The sequence below is a fragment of the Mesorhizobium sp. M9A.F.Ca.ET.002.03.1.2 genome (assembly GCF_003952365.1).
Lineage (GTDB): Bacteria > Pseudomonadota > Alphaproteobacteria > Rhizobiales > Rhizobiaceae > Mesorhizobium.
This window is the reverse complement of sequence record NZ_CP034443.1, coordinates 5,099,147-5,124,296: the sequence shown is the minus strand read 5'-3', so window position 1 is coordinate 5,124,296 and position 25,150 is coordinate 5,099,147. Positions and strand designations below refer to the sequence as shown.

At 64.0% G+C, this 25,150-nt stretch carries 25 protein-coding genes and 1 pseudogene; 16 read left to right on the top strand and 10 right to left on the bottom strand.

The window, feature by feature from the left end:
- Positions 1-7: 7 nt before the first annotated feature.
- The 6 genes from tatB to EJ066_RS24825 all read left to right on the top strand — a co-directional run bounded on the left by tatB (position 8) and on the right by EJ066_RS24825 (position 6,208).
- On the top strand, positions 8-700 hold the full coding sequence (tatB, locus tag EJ066_RS24850; RefSeq protein ID WP_126042604.1) for a Sec-independent protein translocase protein TatB: 693 nt from the start codon (positions 8-10) through the stop codon (positions 698-700).
- A gap of 44 nt (positions 701-744) precedes the next feature.
- On the top strand, positions 745-1,554 hold the full coding sequence (gene tatC / locus EJ066_RS24845) for a twin-arginine translocase subunit TatC (protein ID WP_126044033.1): 810 nt from the start codon (positions 745-747) through the stop codon (positions 1,552-1,554).
- 142 nt (positions 1,555-1,696) lie between these two features.
- On the top strand, positions 1,697-3,001 hold the full coding sequence (serS, locus tag EJ066_RS24840; protein WP_126042603.1) for a serine--tRNA ligase: 1,305 nt from the start codon (positions 1,697-1,699) through the stop codon (positions 2,999-3,001).
- Positions 3,001-3,765 (top strand): 5'/3'-nucleotidase SurE, encoded by a 765-nt coding sequence (surE, locus tag EJ066_RS24835; protein ID WP_126042602.1) that lies wholly within the window; start codon positions 3,001-3,003, stop codon positions 3,763-3,765. The genes serS and surE overlap by 1 nt, the downstream gene beginning before the upstream one ends.
- Positions 3,756-4,421, top strand: coding sequence for a protein-L-isoaspartate(D-aspartate) O-methyltransferase (locus EJ066_RS24830; RefSeq protein ID WP_126042601.1), 666 nt, complete (start codon positions 3,756-3,758; stop codon positions 4,419-4,421). Before surE ends, EJ066_RS24830 begins: the two co-directional genes overlap by 10 nt.
- Positions 4,422-4,735: 314 nt before the next feature.
- Positions 4,736-6,208 carry a peptidoglycan DD-metalloendopeptidase family protein gene (locus EJ066_RS24825; protein WP_126042600.1) on the top strand — a complete coding sequence of 491 codons (1,473 nt, stop codon included), beginning with the start codon at positions 4,736-4,738 and terminating at the stop codon, positions 6,206-6,208.
- A 589-nt stretch (positions 6,209-6,797) separates the two neighbouring features.
- Here the strand turns inward: EJ066_RS24825 and EJ066_RS24820 are convergent.
- Positions 6,798-7,529 carry a hypothetical protein gene (locus EJ066_RS24820; protein WP_126042599.1) on the bottom strand — a complete coding sequence of 244 codons (732 nt, stop codon included), beginning with the start codon at positions 7,527-7,529 and terminating at the stop codon, positions 6,798-6,800.
- A gap of 142 nt (positions 7,530-7,671) precedes the next feature.
- Between EJ066_RS24820 and EJ066_RS24815 the strand changes: the two genes are divergently transcribed.
- Together EJ066_RS24815 and EJ066_RS24810 are read left to right on the top strand one after the other, a co-directional pair.
- Complete coding sequence (locus tag EJ066_RS24815; RefSeq protein ID WP_126042598.1) at positions 7,672-8,016, top strand: hypothetical protein; 345 nt, start codon at positions 7,672-7,674, stop codon at positions 8,014-8,016.
- 19 nt (positions 8,017-8,035) lie between these two features.
- Positions 8,036-8,563, top strand: coding sequence for a gamma carbonic anhydrase family protein (locus tag EJ066_RS24810; protein WP_126042597.1), 528 nt, complete (start codon positions 8,036-8,038; stop codon positions 8,561-8,563).
- A gap of 34 nt (positions 8,564-8,597) precedes the next feature.
- On the opposite strand, the gene EJ066_RS24805 is transcribed toward EJ066_RS24810, so the two are convergent.
- From EJ066_RS24805 to EJ066_RS24795, 3 genes are all read right to left on the bottom strand, one after another.
- Positions 8,598-9,191, bottom strand: a complete 594-nt coding sequence (locus tag EJ066_RS24805; protein ID WP_126042596.1) for an ankyrin repeat domain-containing protein — start codon at positions 9,189-9,191, stop codon at positions 8,598-8,600.
- Between the two features lie 196 nt (positions 9,192-9,387).
- Positions 9,388-10,086: an amino acid racemase gene (locus EJ066_RS24800; RefSeq protein WP_126042595.1), complete on the bottom strand. Its 699-nt coding sequence runs from the start codon at positions 10,084-10,086 to the stop codon at positions 9,388-9,390.
- A 131-nt stretch (positions 10,087-10,217) separates the two neighbouring features.
- Complete coding sequence (locus tag EJ066_RS24795) at positions 10,218-10,976, bottom strand: SDR family oxidoreductase (protein ID WP_126042594.1); 759 nt, start codon at positions 10,974-10,976, stop codon at positions 10,218-10,220.
- 195 nt (positions 10,977-11,171) lie between these two features.
- Here EJ066_RS24795 and EJ066_RS24790 point away from each other — a divergent pair, with 195 nt between their 5' ends.
- The 7 genes and pseudogenes from EJ066_RS24790 to EJ066_RS24765 all read left to right on the top strand — a co-directional run bounded on the left by EJ066_RS24790 (position 11,172) and on the right by EJ066_RS24765 (position 17,841).
- Positions 11,172-11,837, top strand: a complete 666-nt coding sequence (locus EJ066_RS24790) for a hypothetical protein (protein ID WP_126042593.1) — start codon at positions 11,172-11,174, stop codon at positions 11,835-11,837.
- 181 nt (positions 11,838-12,018) lie between these two features.
- Positions 12,019-13,272, top strand: coding sequence for a sarcosine oxidase subunit beta (locus EJ066_RS24785; RefSeq protein WP_126042592.1), 1,254 nt, complete (start codon positions 12,019-12,021; stop codon positions 13,270-13,272).
- Entirely contained in the window at positions 13,272-13,694 is a 423-nt protein-coding gene (locus EJ066_RS24780; RefSeq protein ID WP_126042591.1) for a hypothetical protein, read from the top strand. The genes EJ066_RS24785 and EJ066_RS24780 overlap by 1 nt, the downstream gene beginning before the upstream one ends.
- A gap of 7 nt (positions 13,695-13,701) precedes the next feature.
- Entirely contained in the window at positions 13,702-13,998 is a 297-nt protein-coding gene (locus EJ066_RS24775; RefSeq protein ID WP_126042590.1) for a sarcosine oxidase subunit delta, read from the top strand.
- A pseudogene (locus tag EJ066_RS24770) lies at positions 13,995-16,979 on the top strand (sarcosine oxidase subunit alpha); the annotation flags it as partial. The gene EJ066_RS24775 and the pseudogene EJ066_RS24770, both read left to right, overlap by 4 nt.
- Entirely contained in the window at positions 16,980-17,558 is a 579-nt protein-coding gene (locus EJ066_RS32195; RefSeq protein WP_245455233.1) for a sarcosine oxidase subunit gamma, read from the top strand.
- A gap of 52 nt (positions 17,559-17,610) precedes the next feature.
- Positions 17,611-17,841 carry a hypothetical protein gene (locus EJ066_RS24765; RefSeq protein ID WP_126042588.1) on the top strand — a complete coding sequence of 77 codons (231 nt, stop codon included), beginning with the start codon at positions 17,611-17,613 and terminating at the stop codon, positions 17,839-17,841.
- 85 nt (positions 17,842-17,926) lie between these two features.
- Here EJ066_RS24765 and EJ066_RS24760 read toward each other — a convergent pair whose 3' ends face one another.
- The 4 genes from EJ066_RS24760 to EJ066_RS24745 form a co-directional block, all read right to left on the bottom strand.
- Positions 17,927-18,166, bottom strand: a complete 240-nt coding sequence (locus tag EJ066_RS24760; RefSeq protein ID WP_126042587.1) for a DUF680 domain-containing protein — start codon at positions 18,164-18,166, stop codon at positions 17,927-17,929.
- Positions 18,167-18,377: 211 nt separating this feature from the next.
- Positions 18,378-19,028 (bottom strand): TetR/AcrR family transcriptional regulator, encoded by a 651-nt coding sequence (locus tag EJ066_RS24755; protein ID WP_126042586.1) that lies wholly within the window; start codon positions 19,026-19,028, stop codon positions 18,378-18,380.
- Between the two features lie 132 nt (positions 19,029-19,160).
- The gene (locus tag EJ066_RS24750) at positions 19,161-19,655 is read right to left on the bottom strand and encodes a MaoC family dehydratase (protein ID WP_189644359.1); all 495 of its coding nucleotides are present in this window, start codon (positions 19,653-19,655) and stop codon (positions 19,161-19,163) included.
- Between the two features lie 29 nt (positions 19,656-19,684).
- A complete protein-coding gene (locus EJ066_RS24745; protein WP_126042584.1) occupies positions 19,685-20,500 on the bottom strand; it encodes an SDR family oxidoreductase in 816 nt (271 codons plus the stop codon).
- A 112-nt stretch (positions 20,501-20,612) separates the two neighbouring features.
- Here EJ066_RS24745 and EJ066_RS24740 point away from each other — a divergent pair, with 112 nt between their 5' ends.
- Positions 20,613-20,804: a DUF2283 domain-containing protein gene (locus EJ066_RS24740; RefSeq protein WP_126042583.1), complete on the top strand. Its 192-nt coding sequence runs from the start codon at positions 20,613-20,615 to the stop codon at positions 20,802-20,804.
- 6 nt (positions 20,805-20,810) lie between these two features.
- Here EJ066_RS24740 and EJ066_RS24735 read toward each other — a convergent pair whose 3' ends face one another.
- A complete protein-coding gene (locus EJ066_RS24735) occupies positions 20,811-23,942 on the bottom strand; it encodes an efflux RND transporter permease subunit (protein WP_126042582.1) in 3,132 nt (1,043 codons plus the stop codon).
- Positions 23,942-25,096 (bottom strand): efflux RND transporter periplasmic adaptor subunit, encoded by a 1,155-nt coding sequence (locus EJ066_RS24730; protein ID WP_126042580.1) that lies wholly within the window; start codon positions 25,094-25,096, stop codon positions 23,942-23,944. Before EJ066_RS24730 ends, EJ066_RS24735 begins: the two co-directional genes overlap by 1 nt.
- Positions 25,097-25,150 lie beyond the last annotated feature (54 nt).

Genomic DNA, 25,150 nt, shown 5'->3' with positions numbered 1-25,150 from the left:
TATCGCCATGTTCGACATCGGCTGGACCGAGATGCTGGTGATCGCGATCGTCATGATCGTGGTCGTTGGGCCCAAGGATTTGCCCAAGATGCTGCGCACTTTCGGCCGCACGACGGCAAAGATGCGTGGCATGGCAGCCGACTTCCAGAAGCAGTTCAACGACGCGCTGAAAGAGGCCGAACTTGACGACGTCAAGAAGTCGGTCGATTCGCTCAGAAGCCTCAACCCGGCCGCCGAGATCAGGAAACAGCTCAACCCGTTCGAGCAGGCGGCAGCCGACGTGCGCTCCGGGGTCGATGCGGTGATGAAGCCGAAGCCGGCTGTCGACCCGGTCGCGCCGGATGCTTCGGCGCCGCAGGATATCGAGCTAAAGAATGGCGCGACGGTGCTGCCGGGCGTCGATGCGCCGGAAGCGATCCCGGCGGCGCCGACCTTTCCGGCCATGACCGATGAGTCGGTGGTGACGTCGCCTGTCGGGACGGCGACGCCGGCTGCATCGCAAAAGGCTTCGGCAGCGAAGAAAAAAGCTGCGCCAGCGAAAGCGATGCCGGCCTCCGAGGCCGCAGCGAAGCCAGTGGCAGCAGCGGCAAAACCTGCCGTAACAAAGACCCCAGCCAAAAAGGCCGAGCCGAAGGCTGCACTGGCAGCGGTGAAGAAGCCGGCGGCAGCCGCCAAGAAGACGGCGGGAGCCACCAAGTGAGCGTTTCGGAAAAGGACGAGATTGAACAATCGGCGGCTCCGCTGATGGAGCATCTGATCGAGTTGCGCCGGCGGCTGATGTGGTCGATCGGCGGTTTCTTCATCGCCTTCCTGTTCTGCTTCTTCTTCGCCAAGCAGTTGTTCAACCTGTTGGTCATCCCGTTCAAATGGGCGACCCAATGGGCAGGGCTCGACCCGCACAAGGTCGAGCTGATCTACACGGCGCCGCAGGAATTCTTCTTTACCCAGGTCAAGCTGGCGATGTTCGGCGGCATGGTGATCGCCTTTCCGCTCATCGCCACGCAGATCTACAAATTCATCGCGCCCGGCCTCTACAAGAACGAACGCAACGCTTTCCTGCCGTTCCTGATCGCTTCGCCGATCCTGTTTCTGATGGGCGCGTCGCTGGTCTATTTCTTTTTCACGCCGATGGTGATGTGGTTCTTCCTCGCCATGCAGCAGGCCGGCACCGACGACCAGGTGCAGATTTCGCTGCTGCCGAAAGTCTCGGAATATCTCAGCCTGATCATGACGCTGATCTTCTCCTTCGGCTTGGTGTTCCAACTGCCGGTGGTGACCAGCCTGATGGCCCGGGTGGGCATGCTGTCATCCGAGGCGCTGGTCGAAAAGCGCAAATGGGCCATCGTCATCGCCTTCGTCGTGGCGGCTGTGCTGACACCGCCCGACCCGATAAGCCAGATCGGCCTGGCCATTCCCACGATCCTTCTCTACGAGGTCTCGATCTGGTCGGCCCGGCTGATCGAGCGCAACCAGGAGCGGGACCGCCTGGCGCGCGAGAAGCGGGAGGCTGCGGAAGCGGCGGCCGAAAAGGCAGCGGACGCGTCGTCGACGTAGGTTCCGTCGTGGGCGAGTAGCGCTCTCATCTTTTCAAGATCCGCGGGACAGAGGGGGGCGTGAAGGAACTCGACGCTGACGTCTTGCATCGATCAAGGATGCGGTTTACGCCCTCTGGCCTAGCTCAGGAGCGTTCAAGACCATGCTTGACATCAAATGGATTCGCGACAACCCGAAGGCCCTTGTCGAGGCGCTCAAGAAGCGCTCGTGGTCCGGTGCTGACGCGCAGTCTACAGTCGATGATCTGATCGCCAGGGACGAGGCGCGGCGTGAACATCTGACCGAGCTGCAGACCAGGCAGGAGCGCCGCAACGCCGCGTCGAAAGAGATCGGCAACGCCATGCGTTCGGGCGACGCCGCCCTTGCCGAAAGGCTGAAGGTCGAGGTCGGCGAGATCAAGGCCTTCATCCAGAATGGCGAGGCGCGCGAACGCGAACTCGACAAGGCGCTGAACGACGCCTTGGCCGTGCTGCCCAATTTACCGCTCGACGATGTGCCGGTCGGCAAGGACGAGCACGACAATGTCGTTAAGCGCATCGTCGGCAAGGTGCCGGCGCGCCCGAACTGGGTGAAGGAGCATTTCGAGATCGGCGAAGCGCTCGGCATGATGGATTTCGAGCGGGCGGCGAAGCTGTCCGGCTCGCGCTTCACGGTGCTGAAGAGCGGACTGGCGCGGATGGAACGCGCACTCGGCCAGTTCATGCTGGACCTGCACACGACCGAGCACGGCTACGAGGAAATCCAGCCGCCGCTGATGGTGCGGGACGAGGTTCTTTTCGGCACAAATCAGTTGCCGAAATTCGAGGAAGACCTGTTCTTTGCCCCGCATGGGGACGGCAGGCTCGGCCTCATCCCGACCGCCGAAGTGCCGCTTACAAACCTCGTGCGCGAGGACATCACGCCGCATGAAAAGCTGCCGCTGCGCTATACGGCGCTGACGCCGTGCTTCCGCTCGGAGGCGGGCTCGGCAGGGCGTGACACGCGCGGCATGCTGCGCCAGCACCAGTTCTACAAGGTCGAGCTGGTGTCGATCACCGATCAGGAATCGTCGCTGGCCGAGCACGAGCGGATGACCGAGTGCGCCGAGGAAGTGCTGAAGCGGCTCGGCCTGCCGTTCCGAACCATGACGCTGTGCGCCGGCGACATGGGCTTTGGCGCGCGCAAGACCTACGATATCGAGGTCTGGCTGCCGGGCCAGAACGCCTATCGCGAGATTTCGTCGTGTTCGGTGTGCGGCGATTTCCAGGCGCGGCGAATGGACGCCCGCTACAAGGACAGGGATGGCAAGGGCAACCGCTTCGTCCACACGCTGAACGGCTCCGGCACCGCCGTCGGCCGCGCTCTTATTGCCGTCATCGAAAACTACCAGAATGAGGATGCCAGCGTAACCATTCCTGAAGCGCTTCGGCCTTACATGGGCGGTCTGGAAAAGATCGAATCGAAATAATGCGCATCCTCCTGACCAATGATGACGGCATCCATGCCGAGGGCCTTGCATCGCTCGAACGCATCGCCCGCACGCTGTCGGACGACGTCTGGGTGGTGGCGCCGGAACAGGACCAGTCCGGCTACGCGCATTCGCTGTCGATCTCGGAGCCGCTGCGCTTGAGGAAGATCGGCGAAAAGCATTTTGCGGTGCGCGGCACGCCGACCGACTGCGTCATCATGGGCGTGAAGAAGATCCTGCCCGCGGCGCCCGACCTGATCCTGTCCGGCGTCAATTCCGGCGCCAACATCGCCGACGACGTCACCTATTCGGGCACCGTCGCCGGCGCCATGGAAGGCGCGCTGCTCGGCGTCCGCTCGATCGCCTTCAGCCAGGCCTATTCCTACGTCGGCGAGGATCGCGTCGTTCCCTACGAGACCACCGAGGCGCTGGCGCCGGCGCTGCTCAAGAAGCTTGTCGCCACGCCGCTGCCGGACGGCGTGCTGCTCAACGTCAATTTTCCGAATTGCCCTCCCGAAGAGATCGCCAGCACGGTGGTCACCTCGCAAGGCAAGCTCGTCCACAGCCTTTGGGTCGACGAGCGCCGCGACGGCCGCGGGCTTCCCTACTATTGGCTGCGCTTCGGCCGCGAACCTGTCGAGGGCAAACATGGCACCGACCTCCATGCCATGCGCAACCGGCTGGTGTCGGTGACGCCGCTGCAGCTCGATCTCACCGCTCATGAAATCCGCGATCAACTCACCAAGGCGCTCGCATGGCCCTGAACCACAGTCCAACGGTCGACGACCGCGAAGGCTTCGCCGCATTCCTGCTTCGCCTGCGTGGCAGGGGCACAGTGCCGAAGGCGCTGATCGCAGCTTTCGAGGCGACGCCGCGGCGTGGTTTTCTTGCCGCTCAGTTCCATTCGATCGCCTGGACGGATCGCATGCTGCCGATCGAATGCGGGGAGGCGATCGAGGGGGCCGATCTGCAAGCCGCGGTGATCGCAGCGCTTGCCATCGAGCCGGGCAACCGCGTGCTCGAGATCGGCACCGGGTCCGGCTACACCGCAGCGGTGATGTCGCGGCTTGCCGTGCGGGTCGTCACCATCGATCGCTACAAGACGCTGGTCGAGCAGGCCAAACAGCGCTTCGAGGCGCTCGCCATCGGCAATGTCATCGTGCGCCAGGCGGACGGCTCCAACGGACTGGCGAATGAAGCGCCGTTCGACCGCATCGTCGCATGGGCGGCCTTCGACAGCCTGCCGCGCTTCCTGCTCGACCAATTGTCGAGCGGCGGCATCGTCATCGCACCGATCGGGCCCGAGGAGGGCGAGCAGGTGCTGGCCAAACTGACCAAGGTCGGCAGCCGCTTCGAACGCGAGGACATTGGCCTCGTTCGCCTGCAGCCGATCCTGCGCAGCGTAGCCGCGGTCATCTGATGCATGTCGCCCAAAGTACGCAGCGCTTTGGGATAACGACATACATAAGAACAATAACTTGAAGCGCGTCGCATGGATCCTTCAAGCGCGACGCGCTTTAGGGGTATGTCGATAGTCAGGTGATGCCGCAACCGACCCTGTCTGGTCGCTTCTCCTCCGCCTCCGACTCGGCCTGACCTGGAACTTCACCCGTCCAAGTCCAGCTTTAAATATTTTAAGAAAATTTGCGTCTGATTCTAGCGGTTTAACCGACCAGTAACATTAACGCGCTTTAATCGCGGTCAGTTTGTACCGGGTATCTGCGGGTAAGTGCGATGCAATTCAGTGTTTTGAAGGCAAACGGACGCAATCTGGCGCGTGGCTTCGCCGTCCTCATGGTCGCGGGTACTGCCGCGGGATGCAGTTCCCAGGTCGCGCGGTTCAACAGCGTCGATGACGTCTTTACCTCCTCGACCAACAACCAGCGCGCCATCATAGACAAGCAGGACGCCGCCCAGCCTTATCCCGGCGACGCCCCGGTTTCGGCCGCGCCGCTCGACGGCAGCCATACCCAGTCAGTCACCCGCTCAAGCCTCGAACCGGTGACGACGCAGCAATTGCCGCCGGTCAGCCAGGCGCAGCCGGCCCCCGCGCTGGCGCCTGCCTCCCAGGTCGACCGGACCGCGACCGGGACAGTGGCAAAGCCGTTCAAGGATGCACAGCCCGACGCACCGCGTGTGGCGACGGCAGGCAGCGAACCGCGTGCCACCGAGGTCGTCGTCAAGGACGGCGAGACCATTTCCGGCCTGTCGCGGCGCTACGGCGTACCCGCCGACGCCCTTATGAAGGTCAATGGGCTGAGCGCCACCAATGGGTTGAAGGCCGGCCAGAAGCTCGTCATCCCGGCCTATGCCTATTCGAGCAAGAAGCCGGCGCCGAAGCTTGCCGACGCAAAGCCTGCCAACGACACCAAGCATGATTTGCCGGCCAAGGCGCCGGAGATGGTGGCCGTGCTGCCGCAGCAGCCGAAGCCTAAGGAGGACAAGTCCGCCGCGCAGGTGGATGCATCGGCCGCAGCAAGCCAGCCGAAGGACGGAAAAGCCCCCAAACCGGCTGGCGCCGGTGGCACCTACACGGTCCAGCAGGGCGATACGCTGACGGCCATCGCCAGGAAAACCGGCGTCGGCGTGGTTGCGTTGAAGCAGGCGAACGGCATGCAGGACGGTCTGCTCAAGATCGGCCAGACCCTGAAGGTGCCGACCGGCGGAACCGCGACGGTCGCCAGCGCCAAGCCGGCAAAGGTCGATCCGGTAACGACGGCCACCACCCAGCCCGCGGCGAAGACCACTCCGTCGGAGACACTCGCCGCCTACACGCCGCCGAAGAAGGATACGAAGCTCATCCAGCAGGCGGAGGACGACGACGCGGTGGCGCCTGACGCCACCGGTATCGGCAAGATGCGCTGGCCGGTGCGCGGCCGCGTGATCTCCAGCTTTGGCGGCGGCAAGGATGGCGTCGACATCGCTGTGCCGGAAGGAACGGCGGTCAAGGCGGCCGAGAACGGTGTCGTCATCTATGCCGGCGATGGCCTCAAGGAATTCGGCAATACCGTGCTGGTGCGCCACGAGAACGGGTTGGTTACAGTCTATGGCCACGCCCGTTCGATCGAGGTCCAGCGCGGCCAGAAGGTCAAGCGCGGCGAGGAAATCGCGCAGTCCGGCATGAGCGGCACGACCGACTCGCCGAAACTGCATTTCGAAGTGCGCAAGAATTCGGCGCCGGTCGACCCTTCGACCTATCTTGAATAAAAGAAAGTCGACCCTTCGACCTATCTGGAATAGAAGAAGTCGACTCTTCGGCTATCTCGAGTAGAAGAAGAAAAGCGTTTGCAGGCCGCCTAACCTCCAGTCCGGCCCGCCGGCTCAGCCCGCCCTGCCAAGGGGCGGGCTTTTTCAGGATGGAACGCTAGTAGCGCGGCGCAGGGAATTTGACGGGTTGGATGCCTGTTGGCGGCCAAGATTTTATCGATCGTTTCGGTGGACTGTCATAACGGCCGAAGCTCCTCAACTTCGTCATCCCTGGGGAAGCAGGAACGGAGCTCCGTCGCGAACACCCCTGGGATCCCGTAACCTTTGCCGAAGAGTGCAGCGGTCAAGAACTGTCCTCCGCCGCTTCGCGGCAAGACAAGGAAGGCAATCCCCGCAAAGCCGCTGCCAGCACTGCATATTCTGCATCGCTTCGGCGCTCGAAAGTCACGGAATGGATCCTCGGGTCTTCGCGGTTCGCTTCGCTCCCACGCCGCCCGCGGATGACGAAAGGAGAGGCGTTTTCGCCAACCTTCTCCATTTGCGATTTGCCATCAAGGCGCGTCGGATGAGCCTGCTCAAACACGTCGCCCTAATGCCCTGTCTTCAACATACGCGCAGCCTCGGCGGCGATGGCTGCGTCGAGCGCCTGCCAGTCTCCCAGAAACTCCCTGGGAAAGCGGTAGGTGAGGCTGAGCTTGTCGCCGACCTGGATGTCGCGTTCGCAGGGCGCCAGCGATTCCGCAGCACTTGGGCCGCTCAGGCAGCGGGCCACGAACGGGTCCTTGCCGGGGTGATTGCCGACCGCCAGCACCTCGTTGAAATAGCCTGATTTTTCGGTGAAGCCGTAGAGCATCGTGCCGCCCGGGCCGGGCGTGCCGGGCTGGACGATCAATGCGCCGTAGATCGGCGCGAAGCGGCCGCTCATGTCACGCGACATGATCTGCCGTTCGAACGACAGGAAGATGATGTCCTTGCTGGGTCCAGTGTGGTTGAAATCGTCGCGGGCGGCCTCGCTGTAACCGTCCATCTCGGGGTAGCGCAGATAGAGGTCGAGGCGCGAGGCAATGCCGTCGCGCCGGGCCTGGTCGAAGCGGATCACATTGGCCGGCACGGCGACGACATTGTTGCCCATCACGACCTCGTGGATCGTCGTGTCGTCGGTGTATCCGGCCATGGCGATCGAGCGGCCGAACCATTTGCCGCCAAGGCTAATCGCCACCGAAAGCACGGCCAGTGCCGAAAACACGTAGAATACCCGCTTCATCAGCTTGGAATCGACCACAGTGAGTTGCGGGCCGTGGGCGGTGGCTGCCTGCTTCATCGCGATCCCCTATCGGCGGCCTGTCCCAAGATATCCCCGTTGGGCGTTCCCGTTCCTGAGCGGCACATGTGGCGTGGCGCGGCTCTTGCATCACGCCCTATCGTACAAGACTGTGCGATTTCATGGTAAATGGAAGGTAAAGATGGGTCCGGTCGAACACACACTCTTCGCTTTTATGGTTGGGCTGACGGCGTGCGGCCTGGCCGGATCGGCGATGGAACTGATATCGGGCCGCCGGCTTGCCTTCGTCGAGCCCTATGTGTCGCCGGCGCACATCCTGCGCTCGCTCGTCGCCACGGCATGCGCCGGGCCCTTGATGTTCGCCAATGAAGCCCTGGACGCCTGGCGGCAAGGCCGCATTTCGGCACCGGCGCTGATCTCTTGCGGTTGCACCGCGACGATCTGGGCATTGGCATTGGGCGTCGTGCTGCTCGACATTGCGTCCGAGGCAGGCATTCTCCTAGGGTCGGCTGATTTTTCAGCATGAGACGATTCGGAGGCGAAAAATGCCGCTCTATGCGATCGACGGAAAAGCCCCCGGCTTCGAGGACGCGGACAGCAACTGGATCGCGCCCGACGCCAGCTTGATCGGCGACATTAAGGTCGGCCGCAACGCGGGCTTCTGGTTCGGCGTCGTCATTCGCGGCGACAACGAGCCTGTTGTCATCGGCGCCGACACCAATGTGCAGGAGCACACGGTCATGCACACCGATGTCGGTTTTCCCCTGACCATCGGACAAGGCTGCACGATCGGCCATCGCGCCTTGCTGCATGGCTGCACGATCGGCGACAACAGCCTGATCGGCATGGGCGCCATCGTGCTGAACGGCGCGAAGATCGGCAAGAATTCGCTGGTCGGCGCCGGCGCCCTGGTCACCGAAGGCAAGGAATTCCCCGACAATTCGCTGATCATCGGCTCGCCCGCTCGTTTGATGCGGGAGCTGGACGATGCCGCGGTCGCAGGGCTGCGCGCTTCGGCCACGCACTACGTCGCCAACGGCAAACGCTTCAAGGCGGGGCTGAAGAAGGCCTGAGGTTGCGACCGAAATCGGCCATCGCTCGCGCCCGTCACCGCTGAATGCCGTCTCGCCTGTTCATCGCCTCACGCAGGAGCGAGGCGCCGGCTTCGAAGCCAGCATCCTCAGCGCCCTCGAGTGGTGTCGCATAATCGTCGATGCGGGTTTCGAGCGACGGGTCTGCACCGGCGGCAAGCAGCAGGCGGATCGCCTCGGCGTCGCGCATCGCCACGGCGTAGTGAAGCGGCGTCCAGTCGTTGACGCCGCGCATGTCGGCGTCGGCGCCGTGATCGAGCAGGATGCGGATGATCTCGTGCCTGTCCGCCCGCTCGGTGGACAGCGCCGCGATGATCGAAGGAAAGCCGGCATGATCCGCGTAGTTCGGGTTCGAGCCGGCGTCGAGCAGCGCCGAGACGAAGACGACGGGGCTCCAGTAGATCGCATACTCCAGCGGATGGCCAAGGCCGAGCTCAAACGGCATGCGTTCGTCGAACCAGCGCGGCGACCCGCCGAGAGCCACACCGAGGCCATCGAAGTCGCCCGCCTTGAAGGCGTCGTCGATGACCTGGAACAGGCGATGGCGCTCGCATCGATCTTCCGGGATTTCCAACACGGCAGCGATCCGGAGGTTGAATTGATGGTTCATACTGTATCGGTCAATTGCCCTTGGAAAGCTGGACGAGGCAAGAGTTTCTGGATCTGTTCCGATGTCCGTAGCGGCTGCCTCCGGTGGATCGTCAGCGCTACATCATTTCAGCAAGTGGTGACACGCGAGCGGATGCCATTTCCGGGCCGTTATTCGCTTTCGGACGTGCCGCTGGTACATGGCCGACGATAGCACTTTACCCATTCTCCGTCACGGATCGCTGGAGGGCTGCTCGTGCGAGCAGCCGGGTGGAGTTCAGTGTTGGAAGCGGTGAATTGTCGTCGTCTATGATCAGCGGTATCTCCGTGCAGCCAAGTATGACCGCGTCGCAGCCTTCGCCCTTCATCCGCTCTATGATCTGTTGGAAGGTGCGAATGCCCTCCGGCTTGAAGATACCACCGACCAGCTCGGACATGATGATGCGATCTACCGCGTCGCATTCCTCCTCGGACGGCCGCATGAAGCGCAAACCGTGGTGCGAGAGCTTGGACGGGTAGACTTCGCTGTCCACCAGCCATCGCGTTCCCGTGATGGCAAGGCGACGATAGCCGCGCGCCGCTGCTTCTTGCGCAACGACTTCGGCGATGTGGAGCCAAGGTAACGGGGATCGTCGCTCAACATAGTGCATAGCCTGGTGGATGGTGTTGTCGGGGCAGATGAGAAAATCGGCACCGGCGGACGCGAGCTTGCGGGCCGACGAAAGCATAAGCTCGCCAACCCCGTTCAGATCGTCATTGTCGAGGCACGTCACGTAGTCGGCCAGCGAGTGCGTATGCATTGAGACTTCGGGATGGGCGTGACGGCCGAGCAGGCGAGCACCCTCGACGCAGATCGTCTTGTAACAGAGTGCGGCCCCTTCGGCGGAGCATCCGACAATGCCGATATGGTGGGTCATACGAACGCATTATGGCACGATCGGATATGTCCGCAACGGGCGTAGATCTTCTTGTTCCGTCGGTTTCCGGTTTAACACCCCGTCGCCCGGCGTCGGTTCCTTGCTCGCCCACGCGCCGGTCGCGAAACGCCTCACGTCCGGTTGATCGAGACGCCGCCATCGGCGAACAGCGCCGTCCCGGTGGTGAAGCTCGACGCATCCGACGCCAGATAGAGCGCCGAGCGGGCGATCTCTTGCGGCTGCGCCATGCGTTTCAGCGCGTGAAGGCCCTCGACGAAGGCCCGAGCCTCGGGTGTGGTCGTCGTCGCTCCCGGCGTGTCGGTGCCGCCGGGCAGTAGTGCGTTGACGCGCAACCCTTGTGCTCCGTATTCGGCCGCCAGAACTTGCGTCAGCCCGATCAGCCCGGCCTTGGCCGCAGCGTAAGCGGCCATGCCCGGCATGCCGGCGGTGCGACCGACGAAACTGGAGGTGAAGATCAGCGATCCGCCGCCGCGCTCCAGTAGCGCCGGCACCTGGTGTTTCGCACCGATGAAGGCGCCGGTCAGGTTGGTGTCGAGGGTCTCGTGCCACGTCTCCAGCGGCATGTCGGGAACCGGTCCCATCTGGCCGACGGAGCCAGCGTTGTTGAAGGCGATGTCGAGCCCGCCGAACCTGCCCACGGCAAGATCGACAAGGGCCTTGGCATAGGCCTCATCCCTGATATCGCCGGTAAGCGCGATTGCCGAGCCTTCTGCCTCCGCGATCTCGGCGACAAGCGCGTCAAGCTCCGCCTGGCGGCGGCCGGCGACGACGACCTTGGCGCCTTCCGCGGCAAAAAGTTTTGCGGTGGCGCGGCCAATGCCGGAACTGGCGCCGGTGACGATGGCGACCTTGTTGGCGAGTGCGAACATTTCTATCATCCCTTTTTTCGCGCCAGCTTCGCCGGCAATCGGGATGGTGATCGCAGTCCAGAGCGGCACGAGCCACCCGATACGTGCGAAGGCTGCGTAGGGCCTGTTGACGCGCAATGGGTGGCAGGCTACCAAGCCGTCGTTGAAATTTTGCGGGTGGACGCGCCACCCATTCCAATGACCCCCCAAGACATAATGAGTAAGTTGTTGGCCCCCGGCTTCGAGGGCGACAGCGAGTTGACGTTCGCTCTTCAGTCGGAATTTCACAAAGGCTTTCCGCTTGAAAACCTCCGGCCGCTGCTGACGTCCGACAACCTTCATACGCAGGCCGCCGCCGCTTACTTGGTGGCCGAAATCAGCCCTAGGCTAAGCTTCAACATGAATTGCGTTGTTGCGGAGATCGCCGATCTGCTCGACAGCAAAATTGTGCGGATCAGGTTCGACGCAATCGAGGCTCTGCTGGGATGCACGACTGGGGCAGATGGGGCCATTCTCGGCCGTGTCATGCTCAAGCTTGATGACGAATGTCTCGGTGTTCGATGGAAGGTAGCGCAGTTCATTCGCCTTGCGGCGGGATGGCAGTTACGGCTTGCAGTGGAAAATGCCGCCACGCTTCGCCCGGACTCGGCATTCGCGATCCTGGCAAAGGCTCATGGTCGCGAGAACCTCAAGGCCACCACCCACACAGTGCAGTGGCTACTCGATCACCCGAACCCGCTTGTGCGGCGCTTCGGTGCTTCAGTCGCTACTAGGCCGCGCTATGTGCTCGACGAGCAGTTCCTGGCAATGGCTGAAGCGTCCCATGATGTCGAAGTCAGGGAGATCGCGGCTACCTGCAGGCGACGTGGGCCTCCCGAATAGCCTTTGTTCGTGCTGGATTGAGCACGACCACCAATTGATCGCATGCCTCTTTTCCGTCGCGGCGCAAAACGGCAAGCGCCGTCGCAAACAGCGCAAGGGTGGCAGCGCTGTTTCGCTAGTGATAGACCTCGCGCGCCGGGGCTTAATTGGATGCCCGGCCGCTATCTGCGAGGCCAGAACGTTGAAAAAATATTCGGTATTCGCCATCGCCCGCGAGGCCATGCGCGGCCACAGGGGCTGGGAGGAACAGTGGTCCTCGCCGGAGCCGAAGAAGGAGTACGACGTCATCATCGTCGGCGCCGGCGGCCATGGCCTGGCCACCGCCTATTATCTCGCCACGGTGCACGGCATCACCAATGTCGCGGTGTTGGAAAAGGGCTGGCTCGGCGGCGGCAACACCGGCCGCAATACCACCATTATCCGCTCCAACTATCTCTATGACGAGAGCGCCGGCATCTATGACCACGCGCTGAAACTGTGGGACGGGCTCAGCCAGGAGCTCAACTACAACGTCATGTATTCGGCGCGCGGCGTCATGATGCTCGCCCACAACGTCCACGACATCCAGGTGCTGAAGCGCCATGTGCATGCCAACCGGCTGAACGGCATCGACAATGAGTGGCTGACGCCCGAGCAGGCGAAGGAGTTCTGTCCGCCGCTGAACATCTCGAAGCAGGCCCGCTACCCGGTGGTGGGCGCCGCCTTGCAGCGCCGCGGCGGCACGGCGCGTCACGATGCCGTTGCCTGGGGCTATGCGCGCGGCGCCTCGGCACGCGGCGTCCACATTATCCAGAATTGCGAGGTCACCGGCGTCAAGCGAGCGCCGAACGGCGCCGTCACCGGCGTCGAGACGACGCGCGGCTTCATCGGCGCCAGGAAGGTGGGCGTCGTTGCTGCCGGCCATTCCTCGGTGATCATGAACATGGCCGGCGTGCGCATGCCGCTGGAAAGCTATCCGCTGCAGGCGCTGGTGTCGGAGCCGGTCAAGCCGGTGGTGCCGTGCGTGGTGATGTCGAACACGGTACACGCCTATATCTCGCAGTCCGATAAGGGCGAGCTGGTCATCGGCGCCGGCACCGACCAATATGTCTCCTATTCGCAGACCGGCGGTCTGCACATCCTCCAGCACACGCTCGACGCGATCTGCGAGATGTTCCCGATCTTCACGCGCATGAAGATGCTGCGCTCCTGGGGCGGTATCGTCGACGTGACGCCCGACCGCTCGCCGATCCTGGCCAAGACGCCGGTGCCCGGTCTCTATGTCAATTGCGGCTGGGGCACAGGCGGCTTCAAGGCGACGCCGGGCTCGGGCCATGTCTTCGCCCACACTATCGCCAGGGACGATCCGCACCCGATCAACGCACCCTTCACGATCGAGCGCTTCCGCACCGGCCGCCTGATCGACGAGGCGGCGGCGGCGGCGGTGGCGCACTGATGATGGCCGAGATAGCTGTCGCCATGCCGCTGATGTTCGCGGGCGAGCAGGGCCTGTTCCATTTTCCGTCGCCGGACGAGGTGCGCATACAGCCGATCAGCCGCGCAGGAAACGAGACGGAATGGCCGTTTTCCGTCGACGGCGGCATTCTGGCCTGCGTCTGGAGCGGCGGCCAAAGGATAGTCTCCTTCTTTGAGGGGCGGCCATCCGATCTGGACGAGGACGAGCCATTCGAGCCACGCGGCGTCATCGTCACGACGGATCCGATCCAGCTCACCATCGGCAACATGGCGAACCGCGCGCTTTTTCGCTCCGCGGCAAGCGTCGAAGAGCGCATCCGGCTCGTCGCGCCCTTCGCGATATTGGGCCAGAGGCTTTGCGATCAACCGGCCGGCGCCCGCGTCGGCCACGGCGAATTGTAGGAAAACCATGCTTCTCATCCGCTGCCCCTATTGCGAGGAAGAGCGTCCGGAACTCGAGTTCCGCAACGCCGGCGAGGCGCATATCGCGCGTTCGGCAAACATGGCCGGCGAGACCGATGACGACTTCGAAAAGTTCTTCTTCATCCGCTCGAACCCCAAAGGCATCATCTATGAGCGCTGGCGGCACATGCATGGCTGCGCGCGGTTCTTCAACGCGGTGCGCGACACCGTCAGCGACAGGTTCCTGATGACCTACAAGGCCGGCGAGCCGAAGCCCTCGAAGTTGCCGGGAGCCTCCAAATGAATGCCGTGTTCCGCATTCCCGGCGCCGGGCGCCTCAAGCAGGCGGAGACGGCCCGCTTCAGTTTCGACGGCCAGTCCTATGCCGGCGTCGAGGGCGACACGCTGGCCTCGGCGCTGCTTGCCAACGGCGTCCATCTGGTTGGCCGCTCGTTCAAATACCACCGGCCGCGCGGCTTCCTGTCGGCCGGCGCGGAGGAGCCCAATGCGCTGGTCGAGATCAAGCGCGACGCGGCCAGGAAGACGCCGAACGTCCGCGCCACCGTGCAGGAGCTCTATGACGGGCTGACGGCGCAGTCGCAGAACCGCTGGCCCTCGCTGTCCTTCGACGTCGGCGCTGTCAACGACATCGCCTCGCCGCTGTTTTCAGCCGGTTTCTACTACAAGACCTTCATGTGGCCGAAGGCCGCCTGGAAGACCTTCTACGAACCCAAGATCCGGGCAGCGGCCGGCCTTGGCGTAGCCCCCGACCAACCCGATCCCGACCATTATTCGGCGCGCTTTGCCCATTGCGACGTGCTGGTGCTTGGCGGAGGTGCTGCCGGCATCGCCGCCGCGCTTGCCGCGGCCGAGACCGGCATGCGCGTCATCCTTGCCGACGAGCAGGCGGATTTCGGCGGCAGCCTGCGTTTCGAGAGCGGCGCGCGGATCGAGGGGCAGGGCGGTTTTGCCTGGGCGCAGGCGGCGGTCGCGAAGCTCGAGGCCATGGACAATGTCCAAGTGCTCTCCCGAACCACGGCCTTCGGCTATTACGCGCAGAATTTCGTCGGGCTGGTCGAGCGCGTCAGCGACCATCTGCAAAATCCCGGCCGCGAGCTGCCGCGCGAGCGGCTGTGGCAGATCCGCGCCAAACGCGTGGTGCTGGCGACGGGCGCGATCGAGCGGCACATGGTGTTCGCCGACAACGACCGGCCGGGCATCATGCTGGCGTCGGCGGCGCGCACCTTTCTCAACCATTATGGCGTCGCCGTCGGCAGGAATGTCGGCGTCTACACTGCCAATGACTCAGCCTATGCGGCAGCGATCGACCTGAAGAAGGCCGGCGTCAACGTGGCGGCCATCGTCGACCTGCGCGACCATCCCACCGGACCGGTGATCGACGAGGCGAGGGCGCTCGGCATCGAGGTCAATTTCGGCCGCGCGGTGATCCGCGCCAGCGGCAAATTGCGGGTGTCGTCGATGACCGTGCAGCCGAAGAATGGCGGCGGCGAGCGCACCATTCCCGTCGACGCGATCCTGATGTCGGCCGGCTGGACACCTTCGGTGCATCTGTTCTCGCAATCGCGCGGCAAGGTCGCCTTCAACGACGAGACCCAGCGCTTCGTGCCCGGCACTTACGCGCAGGACTGCGTCTCGGTCGGCGCCTGCAACGGCACCGACGGGCTGTCGGCGACGATCGACGAGGCCTATGCGGCGGGCGCCGAGGCAGCGAAGGACGCCGGCGCCAGCGCGGTCAAGGGAACCAAGCCGAAGGTCGACGCCGGCGAGAGCTGGTCGCGCGGCATGCTGGGTGCGGCGCCCGGCGCCGGGCCGAGTACGACGGTCAAGGCCTTCGTCGATTTCCAGAACGACGTCACCGCCAAGGACATCCGCCAGGCGGTGCATGAGGGCATGCACTCGATCGAGCACGTCAAGCGCTTTACCACCAACGGCATGGCGACCGACCAGGGCAAGACGTCGAACATGCACGGCCTGGCTATCGCTGCCGAGACACTCGGCAAGCCGATCCCGCAAGTCGGCCTGACGACGTTCCGGGCGCCCTACACGCCGGTGACCTTCGGCTCGATCGTCGGACACGCGCGGGGTCCGCTGTTCGACCCGACGCGCAAGACGGCGATCCACCCCTGGGCAGAGGCCCAAGGTGCGGCGTTCGAGGATGTCGGCCAGTGGAAGCGCGCCTGGTATTTTCCCAGGGCGGGCGAGGACATGCATGCCGCCGTGGATCGTGAGTGCGTCACCGTGCGCAAGACGGCCGGCCTGTTCGACGCTTCGACCCTGGGCAAGATCGAGGTGGTTGGGCCGGATGCGGCGAAGTTCATGGAACTGCTCTACACCAACCCGTGGGAGAAACTGGAGCCCGGCCGCTGCCGCTATGGCATCATGCTGCGCGAGGACGGTTTCATCTATGACGACGGCGTGGTGGGCAGACTGGCGCCGGACCGCTTCCATGTGACGACGACGACGGGCGGCGCGCCGCGTGTCATGAACCATATGGAAGATTATCTCCAGACCGAGTTCCCGCATCTCAATGTCTGGCTGACCTCGATCACCGAGCAGTGGGCTGTCATCGCCGTGCAAGGGCCGAAGTCACGCGACATCATCGCGCCGCTGGTCGAAGGCATCGACATGTCGGACGAGGCGCTGCCGCATATGTCGGTGCGCGAGGGCAGGATCTGCGGCGTGCCGACACGGCTGTTCCGCATGTCGTTCAGCGGCGAACGCGGCTTCGAGGTCAACGTGCCGGCCGATTATGGCCAGGCCGTCTGGGAAGCGCTGTGGGCCGAGGGCCAGAAGCATGGCGCCTGCGCCTACGGCACCGAGTCGATGCACGTGCTGCGCGCCGAAAAGGGCTACATCATCGTCGGCCAGGACACCGACGGCACGGTGACGCCGAACGATGCCGGCCTCGACTGGGCGGTCGGCAAGAAGAAGACCGACTTTGTCGGTATCAGGGGCATGGCGCGGCCGGATCTCGTCGCCAAGGGCCGCAAGCAGCTTGTCGGCCTGAAGACCAAGGATCCCAAGGTGGTGCTGGAAGAAGGCGCGCAGATCGTCGCTGATCCGAAGCAGGCGATCCCGATGAAAATGATCGGCCATGTCACCTCCAGCTACTGGTCGGAAAATTGCGGCCGCTCGATCGCGCTGGCTCTGGTTGCCGGCGGCCGCGACCGGATGGGCGAAACGCTCTATGTGCCGATGCCTGACGGAACGATCGAGGTGGAGGTCACCGGCATGGTGTTCTTCGACGAGAAGGGGGGCGCCTTAATGGCTAAGGCTGCTGCTAACAAAATTGCTGCTCCCACGCCGGCCGGACGCCGCGCCGCGCTCGCCGGCCAGGAGCTTTCCGCCGCTGGCGTGACGCTTGCTGTGTTGCCACCGGCGGAGCGCATTTCGCTGCGTGCGCCGGACGCGTCCGTCGCGGCGCTTTCCAAGGCGCTTGGCGTGACCTTGCCGAGAAAACCGAAGACGTCAGCCGCAAAAGCCGGCCGCACGGCGCTATGGCTCGGACCGGACGAATGGCTGATCATCGACGAGGCCGGCAGGGATCCGCTCGCCGAGTGCGCGAAAGTCACCGCGCTGCATTCGGCGGTCGGCATCTCGCATCGCAACATCGCCATATCAGTCGCCGGCCCTGCAGCGGCGGCGACGATCAATTCAGGCTGTCCGCAGGATCTGTCGCTCGGCGCCTTTCCCGTGGGCGCGGCCTCGCGCACCATTCTGGGCAAGGTCGAGATCGTGCTGTTGCGCACCGCGACAAACACTTTCCGGGTCGAATGCTGGCGTTCCTTCTCCGACTATGTCTTTACTTTCCTGTCTGAGGCGGCAGGCGACGCGGCGGCTTAGGAACATTCGCTGCACTCGACCGTTTGCCCGAGCAAGTCGAGGGAGAATATCGATGCCGTCGAAATCCGCGCCGAAGTCACCGGTCCAGAAGACGTCGGCCGTGCGTTCTCTCGAACACGAGCAACATCAAGAACCGAACATTGAAGAGGAACTCGAGGAAGGGCTCGAGGATACGTTTCCCGCCAGCGATCCGGTGTCGATCACCGGGACTTCGATCTCGGGCGCTCCTGCAAAGCCCGGCAAGGCCAAGAGCGTGGCCGGAATGAAGAAGCGCAGGAAATAGCTTCCAACCAGCTCCAGCGGGCCGGGCTGAAATGGCCGCGAAACCGGGCGGTCAGGATTTCCTGCCGCCCATCTGTTTTCGAACCTCAGAACGTGCTGGGCACGATCCACGGATCGATGTCGATGCCGAGCCGCGGGTCCTTGTTTTCAGTCGAGCCCTTGGCCGCGCCTGCCTTTTCGACCGAGCCGGTCGCACCGCAGTCGAGCTTGACGCTGGCGTCGACGCAGGCCGCGTCCGGCGCCTGCTTGCCGGGCTGGTTCTGGCTAGCGTAGGCCGCGCCCGAGAATGCCAGTACGGCGGCGAGGGCGAGGATTGTCTTTTTCATGATCTGTCTCCAGTTTCGGTGGCTGAATTGAATTCGTACATGTACGGCATAACGTACAGATACGGCCGGCGAATGCGGAGTTCAAGAAGAAATCGTACATGTACGATAATTTTGAAACGCTGAGATTCGAAAGGCAGGAAAGGCGTGCGAGCCGCATGAGCATGGCGGCCGAGACTGTTAATCTCGCCCTTCGCCCAAGGTGATCGTTGGTTTACGGGCAGCAGTTGACCGGCGCCTCCGTCAGCGGCGGCACGTCCTGCGTGGCCAGCGCGGCAAGCGCGAAGTCACACATCCGCGTCACGAAAGCCTGCTGGTCGCCGAACGGATAGAAGGGAAAGGTGATCAGCAGCGAGATCGTGCCGTGGCCAACCGCCCACAGCATGGTGGCGATGGCGCGCGGATCGCCCTTGAGCTTGCCGGCGGCAACGCAGGCCTCGACCCTTTCGATCAGCACCTTCATCAACGGATTGCCCTCTTGCATCTCGGCGAAGGTCTTGCCTTCCGGGGGCTTGACCTTTTCGGTCATGAACACCGTGCGATATTCGTTGGGATTGCCAAGTCCGAAGGCCGCGTATTCGGTCATGATCACCTTTAGCGCCTCGATTGGATCGTCGGCCGGGTGATCCTCGATACGCTTGGCCAAAGTCTGGAACGCATCCTCGGCCAGCGCGAACAAGATGTCCTGCTTGTCGGCGAAATAGGAATAGACCGACATCGGCGCATAGCCGACGCGCTTGGCCAGCTTGCGGATGGTGAGGCCCTCATAGCCTTCCTCCTGCACGAGCTTGTGCGCCGCAGCGACAAGTTCGGAGCGCAGTTCGGCCTTTTGTTTCTCGCGGCGTGTCTGGACGCTGAGCGGCAATTTTCGCCTGCCTTGGTTGTTGGCGGTGTCGGTTGGTGGCTGGCTAATTTATATACGCTGTACGGAATTGGACAAGATGATCGCCCCAACAGGGTTACCGATGTTGCCCCGCCGCCTCGCCATTTCGCGCCATTATACCGCCTCTGGCTGGCGTTCGATCAGCGTCAGCGTCAGCCAGCGCGCGGTCAATGCCGGCTTTTTCGAACCCTCGATCTCGATGGTCACGTCGTGCGCCGTCTGCACCCAGCCCGATGGCCTGACCTTGACGTCGGCCAGCACGAAACGGGTGCGGATGCGGGCGCCGGTCTTCACCGGGGCCAGGAAGCGCAGCGAATCGAAGCCATGGTTGACGCCCATCTTGCTGTTTTCGAGCGGCGGCATGGTCTCGAAGGTCATCGCCGACAAAAGCGAAAGCGACAGGAAGCCATGCGCGATGGTGCCGCCGAACGGCGTCTCGCGCTTGGCGCGCTCCGGATCGCAATGGATGAACTGGTGGTCGTCGGTGGCATCGGCGAACTGGTCGATCATGCGTTGCGAGACCACCCGCCACGGCGACACGCCGACTTCCTTGCCGACGCTGGCCAGAAGCACATCGAGACTGATCGGTTCCAAGCTGATGTCCTCCATTTAACCGCCCGGGGCGCGAGCGGCTTCCTTCATTCCTTGAACAGTGTCAGCCCATGCTGCACCGATTGCCCGCCATCGATCGGCAGGATGGCGCCAGTGACGTAGCTGCCGGCACGACTGCACAAATAGAGCGTTGCGCCGGCAATGTCATCCGGCGCGCCGATGCGGCGAAGCGGAACATGGCCGCCGACATGTCTTGCCTGCTGCTCGGTCGCGGTGGCGAAAGCCGTCATCCGGCTCTGGAAGGGGCCGGGGGCGAAGGCGTTGACGGTGATGCGGCGGGCCGCGAACTCGATCGCCAAGGTGCGCGTCAGATGATGAACCGCAGCCTTCGAGGCAGAGTAGGAATAAGCGTCGTCGGCCAGCGGCTGCGTACCCATCACCGAGCCCAGATTGATCACCCGGGCCGGATCGGCATCGCTGGCGGCGGCATCGAGTAGCGGCAGAAGCTCGCGCGTCAGGTGGAAGACGGCGGTGACGTTGACACCGAACACCTTGGCCCAGGCATGGTAGGGGAAGCTTTCCAGCGGCGCGCCCCAGGAAATGCCGGCATTGTTGACCAGGATGTTCAGCCGCTCTGTCCGCGCCTTGACCTCGGCGACCAGTGCCGCGATACCGGCCTCGCTGGAAACATCGCCGGCAAACCCCTCGGCTCGGCCGGGCCCGCCGAGGCCGTTCAATTCGCCGGCGACCTTGATACAATCCTCGCCCTTGCGCGAGGCGATCATCACGGTGGCGCCGGCCCTGACCAGTGCTGCCGCCGCCATGCGGCCGATGCCGGTTGCAGCGCCGGTCACCAGCGCGGTCTTGCCGGCGACCGAAAACAGTTCGTCCAGATAGCTCATTGCAACTCCTCCGCGCCTTCTCGCCATCCGGGTGAGGGGCTCGCGTTGGCAAGGCTACCCGAAGTACGGTCATCGTTGCCACGGGTAAAGTGCCGGAGCCGAGAAGGCCGAAATGACGCTGAAACTCGAATATGATCCGGAAGCCAATGCTGCCTATATCCGTCTCTCCTCGGAGGCGATCCGGGAAAGCGAGGAAGTTTCCGCAGGCATAGTCCTCGACTATGATGCTGAAGGCCGCATCGTTGGCATGGAAGTGCTGGATGCTCGGGAACACCTCCCCGCCGCGATGCTGAAGGCGGCCTGACCGAACCTACTCCGCCGGCTCGACATTGGTGTAGGCGGCTTCCTCAAGCTCGCGCTTCAGCCGTGATGCCTCTTCCACCTTCGGCGTCACGAAGCGGCCGAGCAGCAGATAGGCAACCGGCGTCAGGAACAGCGTCGAGACGGTGGCCAGCCCCAGGCCGCCGACGATCACCCAGCCGAGCGCGATGCGCGCCTCGGCGCCGGCGCCGCTCGCCAGCACCAGCGGCACGCCGCCAAGCACGGTGCAGATCATCGTCATCATCACCGGCCGCAGCCGGATGGTGGAAGCCTGCTCGATCGCCTCGCGCACGCCGAGCCCGCGGTCGCGCAACTGATTGGCGAACTCGACGATCAGGATGCCGTTCTTGGCCATGACGCCGACCAGCAGCACCAGGCCGATCTGGCTGTAGGCGTTGAGGCTGGTGCCGCCGAGCAGAAGGGCGAAGATCGCGCAGGCCAGGCCGAGCGGCACCGTCGCCATGATGATGATGGCGCTGACGAAGCTCTCGAACTGGGCGGCGAGCACCAGCAGGATGATGACCAGCGAAAAACCGAAGATGGTGATCATGGCGCTGTTGGTTTCGCCCAGCGTCGCCGCCTCGGCCAAAGGCACGATGCGGCTGCCCGGCGGCAGAAGCGGCGTGGCGATTGCCACGGCGCGGGTGAGCGCCTGGCCGAGCGCGAGATCGCCGCTCAGGTTGGAGGTGATGGCCACCGACGGCTGTTGCTGCTCGCGGGTCAGCGAGGGCGGCACGGCGCGCTCGGTCAAGGCGGCGATGGTCGACATCGGCACGAAGCGGCCGTCGGCCGTCTTCAGGAAGATGTTCTCCAGATCGGTCGGATCGTTGATCGGGTTGGTCGTCGAGACGAGTTTCACCCCGTAGCTGCGGTCCGCGATATAGACGTCGACGACATCATTGCCGTCGAGCATGGCCTGCAAGGTGTTGGCAAGCCCGGTGATGTCGATGCCGAGGTCGGAAGCGCGCTCGCGGTCGATGGCCACGGAAAGCTGGGGTTGCGTCGGGTCGACGGAGAGCCGAGGCGACTGGAAGCCGGGATCCTTCTGCATCTCGGCGATGATCTTCCCCGCGGCCTCGCCGAGCGCCGCGCGGTTGTTGCCGACCAGCGCGAACTGCAGGCCGTTGCCTGCGCCGCGAATACCGAGGCTGTTGGGCTGCATCGGAAAGACGCGCACGCTCGGCACCTGCCGGGTGAGCCGGCTGATGTCGGCCATGATCTGCTGCTGGCTGCGGGTGCGCTCGTCCCATGGCGCCAGCGTCATCACCATGAAGCCGGCATTGTAGGCGCCGTTCCGGCCGGCGCTCTCGAACGTGTTGCGGATTTCGCCGGAATCGCGCAGCGGCTGGATCAGTCTTTCGATCTTCTGCATCTGTTCGGCCGTGTAGTCGAGGCTGACGCCTTGCGGCGCGTCGACGCGCATGAGCACGACGGCACGGTCCTCGGTAGGCGTCAGTTCCTGGCGGATCGTACCGAAGAGCGTGAAGGCGGTGGCTGCAAACAGCGCCGCGACCAGAAGCACTATCCACGGCGCGTCGAGGCAGATGCGCAGGCAGCGCCGGTAGAGCGTGTTCAGCGCACCGCCGATGCGGGCGCCGACGCCGTTGCCGCCTTCGTGGTGAAGCGGCGCGGCCGACAGCATGCGCGAGGCAAGCATCGGACAAAGGGTCAGCGCCACGATGGCCGACAGAAGCACCGATATGGCGAGCACGAAGCCGAATTCGCGGAACAGGCCGCCGGTCTGGCCCGGCAGGAAGGAGATCGGCACGAAGACGGCGACCAGCGTCAGCGTCGTGGCAATGACAGCGAAGAACACTTCCTGGGCGCCAAGCACGGCTGCGGCGCGCGGTCCCATGCCTTCGTTGCGTCGTCTCACGATGTTTTCCAGGACGACGATGGCGTCGTCGACGACCAGGCCCGTCGCCAGCACCAAAGCGAGCAGCGTCAATATGTTGACCGAGAAGCCGGCGAGATAGATCGCGGCGATCGTCCCGATCATGGCGACCGGCATAGCAAGCCCCGGAATGAGCGTTGCGCGCCAGTCGAGGAGAAAGACGTAGATGACGATCAGCACGATGGAGACGGACAGGCCGAGCGCGATCTCGACCTCATGCACCGCACCGTTGACGAAGACCGCATCGTCGCTGGTGACCTTGATCGACATGCCCTGGGGCAGATCCGCCTGCAGCTTGTCGACAGCGGCCCTCACGCCGGTCGAAATATCCAGCGTGTTCGATTCTGCCTGGCGGATGATGCCGAGACCGATGCCGTTCTTGCCGTTCGACCGCAGCGAGGTCTGGCCGATGTCGGGGCCGAGCGTGACGGTGGCGACGTCGCGGATGCGTGTCGTGCCGCCGATGATGAGGTTTTCGAACTCCTCCGGCGTGGTCACGTCCGCCGTCGTGCGCACGATGAGATCCTGGTTGGTCGAGGTGATCGAACCCGCCGGGGAGTCAAACGCGACCGAGGCCAGCGCCGCCCTGAGATCGGCGACGGTGAAGCCCAGGCTGGCGAGCTTGTTCTGGTCGACATCGATGCGGAAGATCTTGTCACGGTCGCCATAGACCTGGACGTCGGCAACGCCAGGCACGGCGGCAAGCGTGTCCTCGACCTGGTCCTGGACCAGCACCGTCATGTCCTGCACCGGCATGGTGTCGGACGTGACGGCCAGCCGCATCACCGGCTCGGAATTGGCATCGGCCTTGACGATTCGTGGCGCATCCGCCGCGTCCGGCATCTGGTCGGCGACGCGGCCGACGGCATCGCGCACATCGGAGGCGGCGACGTCGAGGTCGACACCATCGTTGAACTCGATGGTGACGCGGTTCGAGCCGAAGGACGAAGTGGACGAGATCGACTTGACGCCGGAGACGCGGGCGACCGCTCCCTCGATCGTGTCGGTCAACTCGCGATCGACGGTTTCGGCCGCGGCGCCGTCGAAGGTCGTGGAAACGGTGATGACGGCGCGGTCGACATCAGGCAGTTCGCGAACCTCGACACCGTAAAAGGCGGCAAGGCCGGCAACCGCGATCAATGTGTTCAGGACGAAAGCCATCACCGGCCTGCGGATGAACAGCGCGGTGAGGCCTGTGTCGCTGGCGGCGTTGTTGGTTGTGGTCATCAGCCGTCGGCGTCCGCGGCGCGCTGTTCTTCGCCGGCGATGCGGACCTCGCCGCCTTCACTGACGCTCTGGGTGCCTTCGGTCACTACCATGTCGCCGCTGACGATCGGGGCGTCGATCAGCACGGTCTCGGTGTTGCGCTGGATGATGCGCACGGCCACCCGCTTGGCCTTGCCGTCCACGATGGCCCAGACATAGGCACCGTCCGAACCCCACTGGATCGCCAGCGGGCTGACCGCCGGATAGCTGTCGCCGGGGAACTTCATGGTGATCTGGAAGGACATGCCGGCACGCAGCGAATCGGCCGGATTGGCGATCTTTGCCTTGACCAGAAGGGTACGGCTGGCTTCGTCGATGTGGTTGTCGATGGCGGAAACCGTGCCGGTATAGGCTTTGTTGGGATTGGCGATCGGCGTTGCCGACAGTTGCGCGCCGACCTTGACGGCGGCGGCGAAGCGTTCCGGCACCCAGAATTCGACCAGTATGCTGGAGCGGTCGTCGAGCGTGGCGACCGCCGACTGGCTGGTCACATAGTTGCCGGCGGCGATCGGCAGGATACCGACGACGCCGGCGATCGGCGCGACGATCGAGCGTCGCTGCAAGGTCAGTTCCGCGTCGCGAAGCGCCAGCCTGGCATTGGCCAGCACCACTTCGGCATCGGCAACCGCGACTGCTGTCGCGGCGTTGGAAGCCCGCAGCGATTTGACCCGGTCGAGCTTGGCTTGCGCGTCCTGCAAGGCAACCTTGGCGCGGTCCTGTGCGATCTCCTCCGCGTCGGAATCGAGGGTTGCGATCACCTGTCCTTTTTCGACATGGGCGCCGGACTCGACCAGGAACTCGATGAGACGGCCGGTACTGTAGGGATTGACCGTCACCGAGGCGTTGGCGCGACCGGTGCCGATCGCCTGCAGGCGATCGTTGATGGTGGCCGAGGCCGCCGGCAATGCGACGACCGTCACCTGCTGGCCGGCGCCGTTGCGGCCGCCTGCTTGCCCGGCCTTGTCGACGGCGCCCGTCGGAGGCGTCGCGGCATAAACCCAGTCGATCCCCCAGCGCGCCAGCACATCCGGCGCGCCTGGAAAGAAGCGAACCCAGGCGGCCGCGGCCGCGATGAGGATCGCAAGTGCAAAAACGATCTGTTTCCAGGCGGCCATCGGCACTCCGGTTGGCAAAAGAACCTCCGTCTACCGTTCCCTAGGTAAAGTAGA

What these genes read in the sequence shown, in the direction of transcription:
- tatB (WP_126042604.1), top strand. Translation starts at nt 8, where the DNA reads ATGTTCGACATCGGCTGGACCGAGATGCTGGTGATCGCGATCGTCATG.
- tatC (WP_126044033.1), top strand. Translation starts at nt 745, where the DNA reads ATGGAGCATCTGATCGAGTTGCGCCGGCGGCTGATGTGGTCGATCGGC.
- serS (WP_126042603.1), top strand. Translation starts at nt 1,697, where the DNA reads ATGCTTGACATCAAATGGATTCGCGACAACCCGAAGGCCCTTGTCGAG.
- surE (WP_126042602.1), top strand. Translation starts at nt 3,001, where the DNA reads ATGCGCATCCTCCTGACCAATGATGACGGCATCCATGCCGAGGGCCTT.
- EJ066_RS24830 (WP_126042601.1), top strand. Translation starts at nt 3,756, where the DNA reads ATGGCCCTGAACCACAGTCCAACGGTCGACGACCGCGAAGGCTTCGCC.
- EJ066_RS24825 (WP_126042600.1), top strand. Translation starts at nt 4,736, where the DNA reads ATGCAATTCAGTGTTTTGAAGGCAAACGGACGCAATCTGGCGCGTGGC.
- EJ066_RS24820 (WP_126042599.1), bottom strand. Translation starts at nt 7,529, where the DNA reads ATGAAGCAGGCAGCCACCGCCCACGGCCCGCAACTCACTGTGGTCGAT.
- EJ066_RS24815 (WP_126042598.1), top strand. Translation starts at nt 7,672, where the DNA reads ATGGGTCCGGTCGAACACACACTCTTCGCTTTTATGGTTGGGCTGACG.
- EJ066_RS24810 (WP_126042597.1), top strand. Translation starts at nt 8,036, where the DNA reads ATGCCGCTCTATGCGATCGACGGAAAAGCCCCCGGCTTCGAGGACGCG.
- EJ066_RS24805 (WP_126042596.1), bottom strand. Translation starts at nt 9,191, where the DNA reads ATGAACCATCAATTCAACCTCCGGATCGCTGCCGTGTTGGAAATCCCG.
- EJ066_RS24800 (WP_126042595.1), bottom strand. Translation starts at nt 10,086, where the DNA reads ATGACCCACCATATCGGCATTGTCGGATGCTCCGCCGAAGGGGCCGCA.
- EJ066_RS24795 (WP_126042594.1), bottom strand. Translation starts at nt 10,976, where the DNA reads ATGTTCGCACTCGCCAACAAGGTCGCCATCGTCACCGGCGCCAGTTCC.
- EJ066_RS24790 (WP_126042593.1), top strand. Translation starts at nt 11,172, where the DNA reads ATGAGTAAGTTGTTGGCCCCCGGCTTCGAGGGCGACAGCGAGTTGACG.
- EJ066_RS24780 (WP_126042591.1), top strand. Translation starts at nt 13,272, where the DNA reads ATGATGGCCGAGATAGCTGTCGCCATGCCGCTGATGTTCGCGGGCGAG.
- EJ066_RS24775 (WP_126042590.1), top strand. Translation starts at nt 13,702, where the DNA reads ATGCTTCTCATCCGCTGCCCCTATTGCGAGGAAGAGCGTCCGGAACTC.
- EJ066_RS32195 (WP_245455233.1), top strand. Translation starts at nt 16,980, where the DNA reads ATGGCTAAGGCTGCTGCTAACAAAATTGCTGCTCCCACGCCGGCCGGA.
- EJ066_RS24765 (WP_126042588.1), top strand. Translation starts at nt 17,611, where the DNA reads ATGCCGTCGAAATCCGCGCCGAAGTCACCGGTCCAGAAGACGTCGGCC.
- EJ066_RS24760 (WP_126042587.1), bottom strand. Translation starts at nt 18,166, where the DNA reads ATGAAAAAGACAATCCTCGCCCTCGCCGCCGTACTGGCATTCTCGGGC.
- EJ066_RS24750 (WP_189644359.1), bottom strand. Translation starts at nt 19,655, where the DNA reads ATGGAGGACATCAGCTTGGAACCGATCAGTCTCGATGTGCTTCTGGCC.
- EJ066_RS24745 (WP_126042584.1), bottom strand. Translation starts at nt 20,500, where the DNA reads ATGAGCTATCTGGACGAACTGTTTTCGGTCGCCGGCAAGACCGCGCTG.
- EJ066_RS24740 (WP_126042583.1), top strand. Translation starts at nt 20,613, where the DNA reads ATGACGCTGAAACTCGAATATGATCCGGAAGCCAATGCTGCCTATATC.
- EJ066_RS24735 (WP_126042582.1), bottom strand. Translation starts at nt 23,942, where the DNA reads ATGACCACAACCAACAACGCCGCCAGCGACACAGGCCTCACCGCGCTG.
- EJ066_RS24730 (WP_126042580.1), bottom strand. Translation starts at nt 25,096, where the DNA reads ATGGCCGCCTGGAAACAGATCGTTTTTGCACTTGCGATCCTCATCGCG.